Source organism: Cellulosimicrobium sp. BMG9.23, from assembly GCF_059159985.1.
The window spans coordinates 72225-87640 of the sequence record NZ_JBZGBZ010000010.1 but is presented as its reverse complement, the minus strand read 5'-3'; the positions used below and the strand labels follow the sequence as shown (position 1 = coordinate 87640).

The 15416-nt window shown below is 74.3% G+C and carries 12 protein-coding genes; 2 read left to right on the top strand and 10 right to left on the bottom strand.

Annotated features, from left to right (window positions below; all coding sequences use genetic code 11):
- Positions 1 to 32: 32 nt before the first annotated feature.
- From infB to rimP, 4 genes are all read right to left on the bottom strand, one after another.
- Positions 33 to 2888 (bottom strand): translation initiation factor IF-2, encoded by a 2856-nt coding sequence (gene infB, locus AC4H2G_RS18075; RefSeq protein WP_494367119.1) that lies wholly within the window; start codon positions 2886 to 2888, stop codon positions 33 to 35.
- A gap of 162 nt (positions 2889 to 3050) precedes the next feature.
- Positions 3051 to 3401, bottom strand: a complete 351-nt coding sequence (locus AC4H2G_RS18070) for a YlxR family protein (protein WP_494367118.1) — start codon at positions 3399 to 3401, stop codon at positions 3051 to 3053.
- 80 nt (positions 3402 to 3481) lie between these two features.
- Positions 3482 to 4567: a transcription termination factor NusA gene (nusA, locus tag AC4H2G_RS18065; protein WP_494367117.1), complete on the bottom strand. Its 1086-nt coding sequence runs from the start codon at positions 4565 to 4567 to the stop codon at positions 3482 to 3484.
- A gap of 3 nt (positions 4568 to 4570) precedes the next feature.
- Positions 4571 to 5191: a ribosome maturation factor RimP gene (gene rimP, locus AC4H2G_RS18060; protein WP_494367116.1), complete on the bottom strand. Its 621-nt coding sequence runs from the start codon at positions 5189 to 5191 to the stop codon at positions 4571 to 4573.
- A gap of 121 nt (positions 5192 to 5312) precedes the next feature.
- On the opposite strand from rimP, the gene AC4H2G_RS18055 reads away from it, so the two are divergent.
- Positions 5313 to 6497 (top strand): DUF4439 domain-containing protein, encoded by a 1185-nt coding sequence (locus tag AC4H2G_RS18055; protein ID WP_494367115.1) that lies wholly within the window; start codon positions 5313 to 5315, stop codon positions 6495 to 6497.
- Positions 6498 to 6555: 58 nt separating this feature from the next.
- Here AC4H2G_RS18055 and AC4H2G_RS18050 read toward each other — a convergent pair whose 3' ends face one another.
- Positions 6556 to 8430: a proline--tRNA ligase gene (locus AC4H2G_RS18050; RefSeq protein ID WP_494367114.1), complete on the bottom strand. Its 1875-nt coding sequence runs from the start codon at positions 8428 to 8430 to the stop codon at positions 6556 to 6558.
- 33 nt (positions 8431 to 8463) lie between these two features.
- Here AC4H2G_RS18050 and AC4H2G_RS18045 point away from each other — a divergent pair, with 33 nt between their 5' ends.
- The gene (locus tag AC4H2G_RS18045) at positions 8464 to 9390 is read left to right on the top strand and encodes an Fpg/Nei family DNA glycosylase (RefSeq protein ID WP_494367113.1); all 927 of its coding nucleotides are present in this window, start codon (positions 8464 to 8466) and stop codon (positions 9388 to 9390) included.
- 6 nt (positions 9391 to 9396) lie between these two features.
- Here the strand turns inward: AC4H2G_RS18045 and AC4H2G_RS18040 are convergent, their stop codons facing one another.
- From AC4H2G_RS18040 to AC4H2G_RS18020, 5 genes are all read right to left on the bottom strand, one after another.
- Complete coding sequence (locus AC4H2G_RS18040) at positions 9397 to 10326, bottom strand: GNAT family N-acetyltransferase (protein ID WP_494367112.1); 930 nt, start codon at positions 10324 to 10326, stop codon at positions 9397 to 9399.
- 5 nt (positions 10327 to 10331) lie between these two features.
- Positions 10332 to 11471 carry a flavodoxin-dependent (E)-4-hydroxy-3-methylbut-2-enyl-diphosphate synthase gene (gene ispG / locus AC4H2G_RS18035; RefSeq protein ID WP_494367242.1) on the bottom strand — a complete coding sequence of 380 codons (1140 nt, stop codon included), beginning with the start codon at positions 11469 to 11471 and terminating at the stop codon, positions 10332 to 10334.
- A gap of 476 nt (positions 11472 to 11947) precedes the next feature.
- Entirely contained in the window at positions 11948 to 13258 is a 1311-nt protein-coding gene (locus AC4H2G_RS18030) for a M50 family metallopeptidase (protein ID WP_494367111.1), read from the bottom strand.
- Between the two features lie 72 nt (positions 13259 to 13330).
- Positions 13331 to 14530: a 1-deoxy-D-xylulose-5-phosphate reductoisomerase gene (gene dxr / locus AC4H2G_RS18025; protein ID WP_494367110.1), complete on the bottom strand. Its 1200-nt coding sequence runs from the start codon at positions 14528 to 14530 to the stop codon at positions 13331 to 13333.
- A 94-nt stretch (positions 14531 to 14624) separates the two neighbouring features.
- A complete protein-coding gene (locus tag AC4H2G_RS18020) occupies positions 14625 to 15371 on the bottom strand; it encodes a class I SAM-dependent methyltransferase (RefSeq protein WP_494367109.1) in 747 nt (248 codons plus the stop codon).
- Positions 15372 to 15416 lie beyond the last annotated feature (45 nt).

Genomic DNA, 15416 nt, shown 5'->3' with positions numbered 1-15416 from the left:
GAAACGTGACCGCCCCCGAGCACCGACGAACGTCAGGAACGCGGCTTCTCCCGCATCTCGAACGTCTCGATCGTGTCGCCGATCTGCAGGTCGTTGAAGGACCCGAGCCCGATACCGCACTCGTAGCCCTCGCGAACCTCGGTGGCGTCGTCCTTGAACCGCTTGAGCGACTCGACCGTGAGGTTGTCCCCCACGACCTTGCCGTCGCGCAGGACGCGCGCCTTGGCGTTGCGGCGGATCTCGCCGGACCGGACGATCGTCCCGGCGATGTTGCCGAACTTGGAGGAGCGGAAGATCTCGCGGATCTCCGCGGCGCCCAGCTGGGCCTCCTCGAACTCCGGCTTGAGCATGCCCTTGAGCGCTGCCTCCACGTCGTCGATCGCCTGGTAGATGATCGAGTAGAAGCGGACGTCGACGCCCTCGCGCTCGGCCAGGTCCTCGACGCGCTCGCCGAACTTCACGTTGAAGCCGATGATGATCGCGTTGTCGACCGTCGCGAGGTTGACGTCGTTCTGCGTGATGGCACCCACACCGCGGTGGATGACGCGCAGCTCGACCTCCTCGCCGACGTCGATCTTGAGCAGCGCGTCCTCGAGGGCCTCGACGGCACCGGACACGTCGCCCTTGAGGACGAGGTTGAGGGTCTCGACCTTGCCCTGCTGGAGCGCCTGCGTGAAGTCCTCGAGGCTGATGCGCTTGCGGCGCTTGGCCAGGAGGGCGGCGCGCTCGGCGGCCTCGCGCTTCTCGGCGATCTGGCGAGCGGTGCGCTCGTCGGGTGCCACGAGGAACGTGTCGCCCGCGCTCGGCACGGACGCGAGTCCGAGCACGAGGACCGGACGGGCGGGGCCCGCCTCGGTCACGGCGTTGCCGTGCTCGTCGAACATGGCGCGGACGCGGCCGTGGGCCGTGCCGGCGACGATCGCGTCACCGACGCGCAGCGTGCCGGACTGGACGAGCACGGTCGCGACGGCGCCGCGGCCCTTGTCCAGGTTGGCCTCGATGGCGACACCGCGCGCGTCCTTGTCGGGGTTGGCGCGCAGGTCGAGCGAGGCGTCGGCCGTGAGCAGGACGGCCTCGAGGAGGTCGTCGATGCCCATGTTCTGCTTCGCGGAGACGTCGACGAACATCGTGTCGCCGCCGTACTCCTCGGCGACCAGGTTGTACTCGGTGAGCTGCTGGCGGATCTTGGCGGGGTTGGCCCCCTCCTTGTCCACCTTGTTCACCGCGACGACGATGGGCACGTTCGCGGCCTGGGCGTGGTTGAGCGCCTCGATGGTCTGCGGCATGACGCCGTCGTCGGCGGCCACGACGAGGATCGCGATGTCCGTCACCTGGGCACCACGGGCACGCATGGCGGTGAACGCCTCGTGGCCCGGGGTGTCGATGAAGGTGATGGCGCGGTCGTTGCCCTCGTGCTCATGGCGGACCTGGTAGGCACCGATGTGCTGGGTGATGCCGCCGGCCTCGCCCGCGACGACGTCCGTCTGGCGGATCGCGTCGAGGAGCTTGGTCTTTCCGTGGTCGACGTGGCCCATGACGGTGACGACCGGCGGACGGGCCGCCAGCTCGTCGTCGCCCTCGGCCTCGAGCTCGGCGTCCAGGTCGATGGAGAACGACCCGAGCAGCTCGCGGTCCTCCTCCTCGGCCGAGACCATCTCGATGACGTAGCCGAGCTCGGACGCGAGCGTGCCGAACGTGTCCTCGTCGAGCGACTGCGTCGCGGTCGCCATCTCACCGAGGTGGAACAGCACCGTGACGAGGCTCGCGGGGTTGGCGTCGATCTTGTCGGCGAAGTCGTTCAGCGACGAGCCGTGGCGCAGGCGGACGACCGTCTTGCCGTTGCCGCGAGGAACCTGCACGCCGCCGAGCGACGGCGCCTGCATCTGCTCGAACTCCTGGCGCTTCGCCCGCTTCGACTTGCGCCCACGGACGGGACGTCCGCCGGCACGACCGAAGGCACCCTGGGTCGACCCGCGGCCTGCGCCACCGGGACGACCGCCGCCACCGGGGCGACCGGCGAAACCGCCGCCGGCGCCGGGGGCGCCGCCACCGCCACCGGGACGACCGCCGAAGCCACCGCGGCCTCCGCCGCCACCGCCACCGCCGGGACGACCACCGGGAGCGGGACGGTCGCCGGGACGGCCGACCGAGGTGCGGCCGGGCATCATGCCCGGGTTCGGACGGGGCCCGCCGGGACGCGGCGCGGGACGGGGACCACCGGGGCGGGGACCGCCCGGGCGCTCGCCACCACCGGCTGCGGCCCCGGCGTCGGTGCGCTCAGGACGGCTGCCCGGACGGGGCATGCCCTGGCTGGGCGCGAACGGGTTGTTGCCGGGGCGCGGGGCGCCGGGGCGGGGACCGCCCTGGCGCGGCATGCCCTGGCTGGGCGCGAACGGGTTGTTGCCCGGACGCGATGCAGCGGGCCGTGCGCCGGGACGCGGCGCGGGCGTGTTGGAGCCACCGCCCGGCTTGGGCGAGGCGGTCGGCTTCTGCGCGGGGGCAGGTGCCGGGGCCGGCGCGGGGGCCGGACGCTCTGCGGGTGCCGCCTTGGCCGCAGGGGCCTGCCGCGCGGGCGCCTCGGCGGCCGGGGCCGCCTCCGGCGCAGCGGCCGGGGCCTCCGGCGCGGGGGCCGGGCGCGGCTCCGCCTTCGGGGCGGGCTTGGGCGCTGCGGGCTTCGACGCCGCCGCGGGCGCCGGACGGGCGGCCGCAGGTCGGCTCGGCGCTGCTCCCCCGGCGGGGAAGGCGTCGCGCAGCTTGCGGACCACCGGCGGCTCGATGGTCGAGGATGCCGAGCGGACGAACTCACCGAGCTCCGTCAGCTTGGTCATGATGGTCTTGCTCTCCACCCCGAGCTCCTTCGCGAGCTCGTAGACGCGGACCTTTGCCACAACTCTCCTGTCTCGGCCCGCCCCGGACAGGGAGGACCGTCGTTAGTGCTGGGTGCTCATCGCTGGGTACTCATCGGGTGCCCATCGGCTTCTAACCCGCTTCCTTGTCGACGTGTCGTGCAGTGCGGCCGTGCGTGCGGCCACAGGGTGACCCGGCCCGGATCATCCGGGGTCCTGGTCGTGACGCGCGGTGTGTCCGCTCTCCTGCTGGGCCTCGATGACGGTGCGGACCGCGGCGAGGTCGAGCGGGCCTGCGTGTCGCAAGGCCCGCGGGACGGCCCGCCGGCGTTCCGCCGCCTCGAGGCACCGCGTCGTCGCGTGGAGCCACGCGCCGCGCCCTGGGAGCGACCGCCCGACGTCGAGCGCGAGCCGGGGCTCGTCGGTGCTCGTGCCGGACCGGTCGACGACCAGACGGAGGAGGACGGATCTCAGGTCGCGCTCCCGGCACCCGACGCACGTGCGGACCGGTCCCGACGCCGGAGTTCCGGGGGTCGGGGTGGGGTCCGTGGGCACGGTCGAGGCGCGGGCACGCGGCCCGGTCGATGACAGTCTAGCGCGCTGCCCCGCGGTACGTGACCGAGGCACCCTGCGCGCTACCGCTCCGCGGGCTCTCGACCCGCGGTCGGGGCGTCGCCGGCGGACGAGCCGCGGTCGGTGGGCGTCGCGCCCTCGCCGCCCTCGTCGGAGCGGATGTCGATCCGCCACCCGGTGAGCTTCGCGGCAAGTCGGGCGTTCTGTCCCTCCTTGCCGATCGCGAGGGAGAGCTGGAAGTCCGGGACCACGACACGGGCGGCGCGCGCCTCCGCGTCGACGATCGTGACGGACGACACACGGGCCGGCGAGAGGGCGTTCGCGACGAGACGTGCGGGATCGTCGCTGTGGTCGACGATGTCGATCTTCTCGCCCTGCAGCTCGGCCATGACCGCGCGGACGCGCGAGCCCATCGGCCCGATGCACGCGCCCTTGGCGCCGAGGCCCGGCACCGTCGAGCGCACCGCGACCTTGGACCGGTGGCCCGCCTCGCGGGCGATCGCCGTGATCTCCACGGAACCGTCCGCGACCTCGGGGACCTCGAGCTCGAACAGCTTGCGCACGAGGTTCGGGTGCGTGCGGCTCAACGTGATCTGCGCACCCTTCATCCCCCGCGCCACCTCGAGGACGTAGGCGCGCAGGCGCTCGCCGTGCACGTACTCCTCGGTCGGCACCTGCTCGTGCGGAGGCAGGACCGCCTCGGTCCCGCCGACGTCGACGAGCACGACGCGCGGGTCGCGGCCCTGCTGGATCACGCCGGCGAGGACCTCGCCCTCCTTGCCGCGGAAGGTGCCGAGGATCTGGTCGTCCTCGGCGTCCCGCAGGCGCTGCACGATGACCTGGCGCGCGGTGGACGTCGCGATGCGGCCGAAGTCCGCCGGCGTGTGGTCGAACTCGGGACCGTGCTCGACGGGGCCGCGCGGCGCGTCCTCGTCGTCGTCCTGCGACGGCGGCGCCGGCAGCTCCTCGCGGGCCCACACCGTGACGTGACCGCTCTTGCGGTCGAGCTCCACGCGCGCGCGGGCGTACGCGTCGGGCGTGCGGTGGTACGCGGACAGCAGGGCCTGCTCGATCGCGGCGACGAGGACGTCGAGGCTGATGTCCTTCTCGCGCTCCAGCAGCCGCAGCGCGCTCATGTCGATGTCCATCGATCAGACCTCCTCGTCGTGGGGACCGCGGCCCGCGGTCTCGTCGTCGGCTTCCGCCGTGTCGTCGGCGTCGAGCTCGGGCAGGTCGGCCTCGAGAGCGCGCTTCAGCTCGACCTGGACCTGCCCGCGCGCGACGTCCCCGAGGGGGACGACGCGGTCGGTCGTCGTGCCGCGCGGGCCGGCGACGTCGAGGTGCAGCCCCGCGTCGTCGACGGACCGGAGCCGGCCCTCGACGGACCCTCCGTCGGTCAGCACGAGCCGTACCAGCCGACCGCGCGCGCGCAGGAAGTGCCGACGCTCCGTCAGCGGCCGGTCGGTGCCGGGCGTCGAGACCTCGAGCGTGTAGGCGCCGGGGAGGGCGTCCAGCGCGTCGAGCGCGGTGGAGATCGGGCGCGTCGCCTCGGCCACCGCGTCCAGGTCGAGGTTGCCCTGCGCCTCCTCGGGGAGGTCGAGGACCACCCGGACCACGGACCGCGCACCGGCGCGGGAGACCGTGACGTCCTCGAGGAAGAGCCCTGCCTCGCTCACCACCGGCTCGAGTCCTCGCCGCACGCTCTCGCGGAGCGCGTCACCGCCCCTGCCGCCGGTCTCTCCAGCGGCCTGTCGGCCCGCCTGCCCTGCCATCACTCAGCTCCTGTCCGCTCCCACGCCGGGCACGGATACGACCGGTGTGTTGTTGTGCTGTCCTACGACCAGGGTCCAGCGTAACGACTCGCGCACCCGGAGCATGACATCATCGCCCCCGATGACACCCGACGCCACCGCTGCCCGCCCCGCACCCGGAGCCTCCGGGCGGGTAGCCCTGCGCAGCCCTCGGCCCTCCGTCCCCGGACGTCGCCACCGGCTCCCGGTGCTCGCCGCGCTCGCGCTCGTGGCGTCGCTGCTCGCCGCAGGCTGCGGTGTGCGGCTCGAGACCCCGGAGCCCACCGAGCCGAGCCCCGACGTGCACGAGGTCGTCCGCCGGACCGCCGTCGAGGACGCGCTCGCCGTCGAGGACCTCGCGGCCGCCGTGGCACCGACCGTCACCGACCCGACCGTGCTCGCAGCCCTGGACGAGGCGGGCCGCTTCGCCGAGCAGCACGTGCAGGCGCTCGGCGGCGTGTACTCCTCGGGCCTCCCCGTGCCGACGGAGACCGACGACGACGGCTCGACCGGACCGGTCGAGGTCACCACCTCGCCGGCGATCGGGGACGCGGGCGACGGGGCCGACGGGGACGACGGGGCCGGGAGCACTGAGGACGCCGGGAGCGGCGACACCGCGGGTGCCGACACGGGCGACGGGTCGTCCGACGGCGTCGCCGCGCCCACCACGGACGACGTCGTGACGGCGCTCGTCGGGGCGGCGCAGCGCACGCGCGCGTCCGCGGACCTGACCGAGGACGCTGAGCTCGCCCGCCTCCTCGCGTCGGTCGCGACGTCGGAGCACGTCTCGGCGCAGCGCCTCGCCGCCGCGACGGGTTCGGCGGCCGCGGCGGACCTGGACGTCGCCGTCGTCCCCGTCGAGGACGCCCCCTCGGGCGTCGGCGCCGCCGACCTCGCGACGCTCGTCGCCGGCGAGGACGCCGCCGGGTACGCCCTGGAGGTGCGCGGCGCGCAGGTGGACGGGGAGCCGCGCACGGCGGCCGTCGCCCGCGCCGCGCAGCACCGCGCGCGAGCCCAGGCGTGGGCGCTCGCCGCCGGGACCGACGGCACGGGCCAGGACCCGCGCCGGACCGCCTACGTCCTGCCCGACGACGAGGACGTCACGGCGCTCGCCCGCCGGCTCGAGACGGAGCTCACGGCGTCCTACGCGTCGCTCGTCGCGACCGCCGCCCCGGAGTCCCGGGGCGACGCGCTCGCGCTGCTCACCGACTCGTGGCTCGCCGCGCTCGCCTGGGGCGCGACCCCGGTGGCGTTCCCGGGCCTGCCGGAGCAGCAGCCCGCCTCCTGACGCACCCTGCCCCGGCGGTGCTCCAGCGGCGCCCCGGGTGACGCGCGGACGTCGCCGGTCAGACGAGCAGCGCGTCGACCTGCTGCACGACGCGCTCGACGGCGTCCGCCACCGCGACCTGCTCGGCCTCGCCCACGCGCGGCCGCACCTCGACGACGCCGTCCGCGAGACCACGGCCCACGACGAGCAGGAGCGGCACGCCGAGCAGCTCGGCGTCCTTGAACTTCACGCCCGGGGAGACCTTCGGGCGGTCGTCGTAGACGACCTCGACGCCGCGCGCCGCCAGCTCGGTCGCGAGGCGGTCGGCCTCCTCGAAGACGCTCGCGTCCTTCCCGGTGGCGACGACGTGGACGTGCGCCGGGGCGACGTGCGCGGGCCAGGCGAGCCCGGCGTCGTCGTGGTTCGCCTCGGCGAGCGCCGCGAGCACGCGGGTCACGCCGATGCCGTAGGAGCCCATCGTCACGACGACCTGCTTGCCGTTCTCGTCGAGCACCGTGAGCCCGAGCGCCTGCGCGTACTTGCGGCCGAGCGCGAAGATGTGACCGATCTCGATCCCGCGCGCGAGCTCGAGCGGTCCCGACCCGTCGGGGGCGGGGTCGCCCGCACGCACCTCGGCGGCCTCGACGGTGCCGTCGGCGGAGAAGTCGCGCTCGGCGACGAGGTCGAACACGTGGCGCCCGTCCTCGTTCGCCCCGGTGATCCAGCGCGTGCCCGCGACGACGCGCGGGTCGAGCAGGTAGCGGATCGAGTGCCGCACGGGCTCGCCGTCGGGCGCCTCGTCGCGCGCGTCGGGCGCCTCGCGCTGCACGTTGGGGCCGAGGACCTGCGGCCCGAGGTAGCCCTTGACGAGCTCGGGGTGCGCCGCGAAGTCCGCGTCCGTCGCGGGCTCGACCTCCGCGGGCTCGAACGCCGCACCGACGCGCTTGAGGTCGACCTCGCGGTCGCCCGGGAGCCCCACGACGACGACCTCGCGCCGCCCGTCGGGGTGCGTCACGGCGAGGACGACGTTCTTCAGCGTGTCCGCGGCGGTCCACGCCCGGTCGCCGCGGGGGTGGTGCGCGTTGGCGAAGTCGACGAGCGAGTCGATCGTCGGCGTGCCCGGGGTGTCCTCGACGTGCGCGGCGGGCGCGTCGGCGTAGTCGACCGCGTCGGGCACCGGAGTGACGACGGCCTCGACGTTCGCCGCGTACCCGCCCGCGGAGCGCACGAAGGTGTCCTCGCCGATCGCCGTCGGGGTGAGGAACTCCTCGGAGCGCGAGCCGCCCATCGCGCCCGAGGTCGCGGCGACGACGACGTACTCGAGCCCGAGGCGCTCGAAGATGCGCCGGTACGCGGCGCGCTGCGCCTCGTACGAGCGCTCGAGGCCCTCGTCGGACACGTCGAACGAGTACGCGTCCTTCATGACGAACTCGCGCCCGCGGATGAGCCCCGCGCGCGGCCGTGCCTCGTCGCGGTACTTCGTCTGGATCTGGTAGATCGTCAGCGGCAGGTCCTTGTACGACGAGTACAGGTCCTTGACGAGGAGCGTGAACACCTCCTCGTGCGTCGGCGCGAGGAGGTAGTCGCCGTCCTTGCGGTCCTTGAGCCGGAAGATGTTCGGCCCGTACTCCGTCCACCGCCCCGTCGCCTCGTACGGCTCCTTGGGCAGCAGCGCCGGGAAGTGCACCTCCTGCGCGCCCGCCGCGGCCATCTCCTCGCGGACGACGGCCTCCACCTTGCGCAGCACGCGCAGGCCGAGCGGGAGCCACGTGTAGATGCCGGGCGCGGCGCGGCGGATGTAGCCCGCGCGCACGAGGAGCCGGTGGCTCGCGACCTCGGCGTCGGCCGGGTCCTCGCGCAGCGTCCGGACGAACAGGGAGGACAGGCGCAGGACGTCGGCGGCGGCGGTGCTGGAGCGGCGCACGGGGACGGCGCCGGACGTGACGGAAGACATGCGCCCAACCCTACCGGCGGGGAGGATGGCCCCATGCCCGAGCTCCCCGAGGTGGAGGCCCTCGTCCGCTTCCTCGACGACCGTGCCACGGGACGCACCGTCGTCGCCGCAGACGTCGCGCAGATCGCGGCCCTCAAGACGTTCGACCCGCCCGTCACCGCGCTCGTCGGCGGCACCGTCGCGGGGGCGCGCCGGCACGGCAAGTGGCTCGACCTCGACGTGTCACCTCCGGCGGCGGGCCCGGGAGCACCCGGAGCGCCCGACGACGACCTGCACCTGGTCTTCCACCTGGCCCGGGGCGGGTGGCTGCGCTGGTCGGAGAAGGCGCCGACGACGCCCGTGCGCCCGCGGCTCGGTGGTGGCGGTGGGGGGAAGATCGCCGCGCTCGCGCTGCGCGTCCGGTTCGACGACGGCTCCGGCTTCGACCTCACCGAGGCGGGCACGCGCAAGCGGCTCGCGGTGCACGTCGTGCGGGACCCGGCCGAGGTGCGGGCGATCGAGACCCTGGGGATCGAGCCGCTCGACCCGGCCTTCACCCCCGAGGCGCTGGGCGCGCTCATGGCCGCGCGGAACCAGCAGGTCAAGGGTCTCCTGCGCGACCAGTCCTCGATCGCCGGGATCGGCAACGCCTACTCCGACGACATCCTGCACGCCGCGCGGACGAGCCCGTTCAAGCTCACGCGCTCGTTCGCGCCGGACGAGGTCGCCCGCGTGCACGCCGCGGTCGGCGAGGTGCTGGGCGAGGCCCTCGCGGCGTCGTCGGGCAGGCCGGCTGCGGAGCTCAAGGACGCGAAGTGGTCCGGGATGCGCGTGCACGGGCGGACCGGGCTGCCGTGCCCGGTCTGCGGCGACACGGTCCGTGAGGTGAGCTTCGCCGACCGGAGCCTGCAGTACTGCGCGACCTGCCAGACGGGAGGGCAGGTGCTCGCCGACCGTCGCCTGTCGCGCCTGCTCAAGTGACCTCGGTCAGAACAGGACGGTCGCGAAGGTGCCCACCTGCTCGAACCCGACGCGGCGGTACGTCGCGAGCGCCCGGGTGTTGTAGTCGTTGACGTAGAGCGAGACGACGGGCGGGCGCACCGACGACCCGGGCGGCGTCGCCCGGGCGAGCGAGACCACCGCCGCCATCCCGGGCGCGGCGAGACCGTGACCGCGGTACCGCGGGTCGACCCACACGCCCTGCACCTGGGCGACGCGATCGGTCACCGCGCCGAGCTCCGCCTTGAACACCACGTGGGTCTGCGCCCCCGCCCCCTCGACGCGCACGAACGACCGCCCGGCCGCGACGAGCGAACGCACCCGCTCCTCGTACGCCCGGCCGCTGCCCTCGACGGGCGAGTACCCGACCTCTTCGGTGAACATGCGCACGCACGCGGGGAGCACGACGGGTACCTCGGCCACGGTCGAGCGACGGACGGACGGGTCCGGGTCGACGTCGGGCGCGCGGTCGATGGCGAGCGACGGCTGGTCGGCGCGCACCTCGCGCGGCGCGGGCCACGTCTCCGCGAGGACGCCCCACAGCGCCAGGACGGCCTCGCGCTCCCCGACGACCGACGACGAGCGGCGGCCCGCGCGGTGCGCGAACGCCGCAAAGCCGGCCAGCGCGGCGCGGCGCCCGGCGTCGTCGAGCGTCGGAGGGACCACCGGGACGAGGTTGGCGCCAGCCCAGCACACGGCCTCGAGAGGGCCCTGCGCGGGGAAGCCCCACGCCTGCCCGCCCGCGGCCCGCAGGCCGACGCGCAGCGCGACCTCGAGGCGCGCAGCCGCAAGGACCGAGGCCACGGGGTCGGTCGCGCACACCCCGAGCGCCTCGGGCACGTCGGCGTCGGACAGCTCGCGCGCGTCCGATCCGGCCCGCGGCCGCAGGGCCGGGACCGACGGACGCCAGCGTGCCACCGTGGTCAGCCCACGGTGACGACCGGCGGACCGGCCTGCGCGTCGTTCTCCGGCGTCATCGTCTCGGCGATGCGCATCGCCTCCTCGATGAGCGTCTCCACGATGAGCGACTCGGGCACGGTCTTGACGACCTCTCCCTTGACGAAGATCTGACCCTTGCCGTTGCCGGACGCGACACCGAGGTCGGCCTCGCGCGCCTCGCCCGGACCGTTGACGACGCAGCCCATGACCGCCACGCGCAGCGGCACCTCCATGCCCTCCAGGCCGGCGGTCACCTTCTCCGCGAGCGTGTAGACATCGACCTGGGCGCGCCCGCACGACGGGCACGAGACGATCTCGAGCTTGCGGGGACGCAGGTTGAGCGCCTGGAGGATCTGGTTGCCCACCTTGACCTCCTCGACCGGCGGGGCCGAGAGGGACACGCGGATCGTGTCGCCGATGCCCTGGCTGAGCAGCGCGCCGAACGCGGTCGCGGACTTGATCGTGCCCTGGAACGCCGGCCCGGCCTCGGTCACCCCGAGGTGCAGCGGCCAGTCCCCCGCCTGCGAGAGCAGCTCGTAGGCGCGGACCATGACGACGGGGTCGTTGTGCTTGACGGAGATCTTGAAGTCGTGGAAGTCGTGCTCCTCGAACAGCGACGCCTCCCACACGGCCGACTCGACGAGCGCCTCGGGCGTCGCCTTGCCGTACTTCGCGAGCAGGCGCTTGTCGAGCGAGCCCGCGTTGACCCCGATCCGCAGCGACGTGCCGTGGTCCTTCGCCGCCTGGGCGATCTCCTTGATCTGGTCGTCGAACTGCCGGATGTTGCCCGGGTTGACGCGCACGGCCGCGCACCCGGCCTCGATCGCCGCGAAGACGTACTTCGGCTGGAAGTGGATGTCCGCGATGACGGGGATCTGCGACTTCTTCGCGATCACCGGCAGCGCGTCCGCGTCGTCCTGCGTCGGGCACGCGACGCGCACGATGTCGCAGCCCGACGCCGTGAGCTCGGCGATCTGCTGGAGGGTCGCGTTGATGTCCGTCGTCTTCGTCGTCGTCATCGACTGGACGCTGATCGGCGCGTCGCCGCCCACCTCGACCTTGCCGACCTTGATCTTGCGGGTCGGGCGTCGCGGCGCGAGGACCGGGGGCGGGGCGGCAGGCATTCCGAGGCTGATGGGTACGCTCACGCCCCCTAGTATCCCCCGCGCCGGTGCCCGACGGCGCACGTCGGGCGGGTCCGACAGGTCACCTTCCCGGCCGGTCCGGCACATCTCCGCGGTCCCTCCACGCAGCGTGCCTCCACGGCCCATCGATCAGGCCGCGGCCGCGTGCTCGGGTCCGCGGTGGGGTCGGACCGCGTGCTCGGACTGGCGCGCCGTCACTCCGGTCGTTCGTCCTCGCTCTGAGGAGCGCGCCTCTGACGTCCTTCGCACACGGCCCGACCCCACCGCTCGTCCTGCCCGTCACCACGAGCCAGGCTCCGCCGAGAAGTGAGCTCTCGCCCCGTAACCCGTCGATTCCGGGGCCGAGACTCACTTCTCGGTCGCGGGGCCACGGCGACCCGACCACCCGACCCGGCCCATGAGCGCCATCGGCCCGAGCACACGACCCGACCCACGGGCGCGACCCGCGCCAGCGGCTACGCGAGGCGCACCGGGTCGACGATGTCGGCGAGGATGAGGAGCGCGCCGACCCCGATGAGGACGACGAACATCACGTACGCGACCGGCATCATGCGCGCCACGTCCGCAGGTCCCGGGCGCGGGAGGCCGCGGACGCGAGCGACCGTGCGCTTGGCGCCCTCGTAGAGCGCGTTGACCACGTGCCCGCCGTCGAGCGGCAGGAGCGGGATGAGGTTGAACACGAACAGCGCGACGTTGAGCGCGGCGAGCAGGAGCAGGAACTGCTGGACCTGTGCGACGACCTCGCTGTCGCTCCCCGCGATGTCGACCGCGACCTGTCCCGCGCCGACGATGCTCGCGACGCCGTTCGGGTCGCGCGGCGCGTCCGTGAACGTGGCGTGCACGGCGTCGGCGACCTTGACCGGGAGCGTCACGACGATCGCCGCCGTGCCGCTCACCTGCTGCCACGTGGCCTCGAGCGCGGTGCCGACCCCGAGCGACTGCCGCTCGGCGGTCGGCGTGAAGCCGACGAAGCCGGCAGGCTTCGTCACGGGTTCGCCCGCGTCGTCGACCACGGGGCTGCCGTCGTCGGCGACCACCTGACGCTGCACCTCGACGGGCGTGATCGTCAGGGTCACGTCCTCGCCGCCGCGCTCGACGACCACGGGGACGGTCTCGTCAGCGGCCCCGCGGATCATGCCGGAGAGCTGGTCCCACGAGGTCACGGGGGCGCCGTCGAAGGACACGATCGTGTCGCCGGGCTCGAGACCTGCCGCCGCGGCCGGCGACTCCGGGTCCCCCGCCGCGCACTGCGCCTGCTCGGCGGTCACGGTCCCCGAGACGCACGGCGTGACGCTCGCGACCGTCGTCGTGGCGGCAGGCAGCCCGATGCCGACGAACACGATCAGGGTCAGGACCACGGCGATGAGCAGGTTCATGAACGGGCCGCCGAGCATGACGACGACCTTCTTCGGTGCGGACAGGTTGTAGAACGCCCGGTGCTCCTCGCCGGACCGGATCTCCTCGGTGCTCGCGTCGCGCGCGTCGGCGACCACCTGGGAGAAGAAGCCCTGGCCGCGCGGGCGTGCGCCGGCCGGTGCGGGCGGCATCATGCCGACCATGCGGACGTAGCCGCCGAGCGGGATCGCCTTGACCCCGTACTCGGTCTCGCCCTTCTTCCGCGACCACAGCGTCGGCCCGAAGCCGACCATGTACTGGCTCACGCGCACGCCGAACTTCTTCGCGGGCACCATGTGGCCCACCTCGTGCAGGGCGATGGACACCACGAGCCCCAGCACGAAGACGGCGACGCCGATCACGACTGCCATGCGTTCCTCAACCCGTCCCTCGACCTGTCGCTCACCGACCGGTCCTCGTTCCTCGGTGCCACCAGGCCGGGCTCAACGCCGGTCCAGCAGCTCGTTCGCGCGCGTCCGCGCCCAGTCCTCCGCGGCGGACACGTCGTCCAACGTCACGCGGTCCGCCGCGGTTCCCTCGTGGGCCGCGAGCACGCGCTCGACCGTCGTCACGATGTCACCGAAACCTGCACGTCCGCTGAGGAACGCGGCGACCGCCTCCTCGTTCGCCGCGTTGTACACCGCAGGGTGGGTCGCGCTGGCCGCGACGGCCGCGCGTGCGAGGCCCACGGCGGGGAACGCGGCGTCGTCAAGCGGCTCGAACGTCCACGACGTCGCGCGCGTCCAGTCGCACGGCGGGGTCACGACGTCGAGACGCTCGGGCCAGCTCAGGCCGAGCGCGATCGGCAGGCGCATGTCCGGGGGCGACGCCTGGGCGATCGTCGAGCCGTCGACGAACTCCACCATGGAGTGCACGACGGACTGCGGGTGCACGACGACCGTGATGTCGTCGACCGGCACGTCGAAGAGCAGGTGCGCCTCGATGAGCTCGAGGCCCTTGTTCATGAGGCTCGCCGAGTTCACGGTGACCACCGGCCCCATCGCCCACGTCGGGTGTGCGAGCGCCTGGTCGACGGTCGCGGCCTTCACGTCATCCGCGGCCCAGCCGCGGAACGGCCCGCCCGACGCGGTGAGGACCAGCCGTCGCACCTCGCCGCGCGCCCCCGAGCGCAGGCACTGCGCGATGGCGGAGTGCTCCGAGTCGACGGGCACGATCTGGTCCGTGCGCTGCTGCGCGGCGCGGACGAGCGCGCCGCCCGCGACGAGCGACTCCTTGTTGGCGAGTGCCAGGGTCGACCCGCCGCGCAGCGCGGCGAGCGTCGGGCCGAGACCGACGGACCCGGTGACACCGTTGAGCACGACGTCGCTCCCCCGGCCCGCGAGCTCGGCGGCGGCCTGCGGCCCCGCGAGCAGCTCGGGTGCCGCGCCGCGACCCGCGAACGCGTCGCCGAGCGCCGCCTCGAGCGCACCCGCCCGGGTCGCGTCGGCCACGGCGACCGCCGCGACGCCCAGCTCGGCGGCCTGGCGCGCGAGCAGCCCCACGTCGCCGCCGCCCGCCGACAACGCGTGGACACGGAAGCGCCCCGGGTGGGACCGGACGACGTCGATCGCCTGGGTCCCGATCGATCCGGTCGACCCGAGGATCGTCAGGGAGCGGGGCGCGGTGGACGGGCGGTCGGGCATGGCCACCATCTTCCCAGGTCTCCTGGACCCCGCGGCACCGGCCGCAAGCCGCGGCCCGTGGTCGCGGCGGCGCTGGTCGCGCGGGTCAGACCGGTCACCGCCGGGCAGGGCTCGTCCACTCCAGCGTGTACCGGAAGAACAACCGACGCCGGACCCGCGCGCCTGGCAGCAGGCTGCGTGCCGCCCGCACGATCTCGTCGACCGAGCGAGCCGCGGCGCGCACGGGCATCCCCGGCGTGCCGACACCGGGGCCGCCCGGGCGCGCACGGCGCGGGTGCTTGACCAGCCCGACGATCGGGTTGAGCACCGCCGACGCCACGTCCACGAGGACGTCGCGCGGCGAGGCCACGCGCGCGAGGCCGACGACGAGCAGCCTGCCGCCGGGCGCGAGCAGGTCCCGAGCTCGTGCGAGGGCCTCCTCGAGGTCGAGGTGGTGCAGGACGGCGACCATCGTCACGACGTCGTACGCCTCCGGCGCGGTGCGCTCGTCGGTGCGGCCCCCTGCGCGCAGCACGTCCGCCGGCGAACCGACGGCGTCGAACGCCATCCGCCGGACCGTCACGCGCGGGTCGCTCGTGTACCGGGCGCTCGCGGTCGCGGCCATCCCTGCGTCGGGGTCGATGCCGTGCACCGCTTCGACGCGCCCGCGCAGGACCCCGAGCAGAGCACCCGCCCCGCACCCCACGTCGAGAGCCAGACGAGCACCGCGGGGCACGCGGCGCGCGACCCAGGGGTGGAAATGCTCGTTGTGGTTCCAGGGATGGCGGGAGTTGACCGCCTCGAGCCACGACACCGCCCGCCGGACGACCGGGTGCACCGAGGTGCGCGGGTCGGCCGTCACGAGACGGCCGTCGGCCCGACCGGGCCCGCCGCTGCCCGGGCCGCC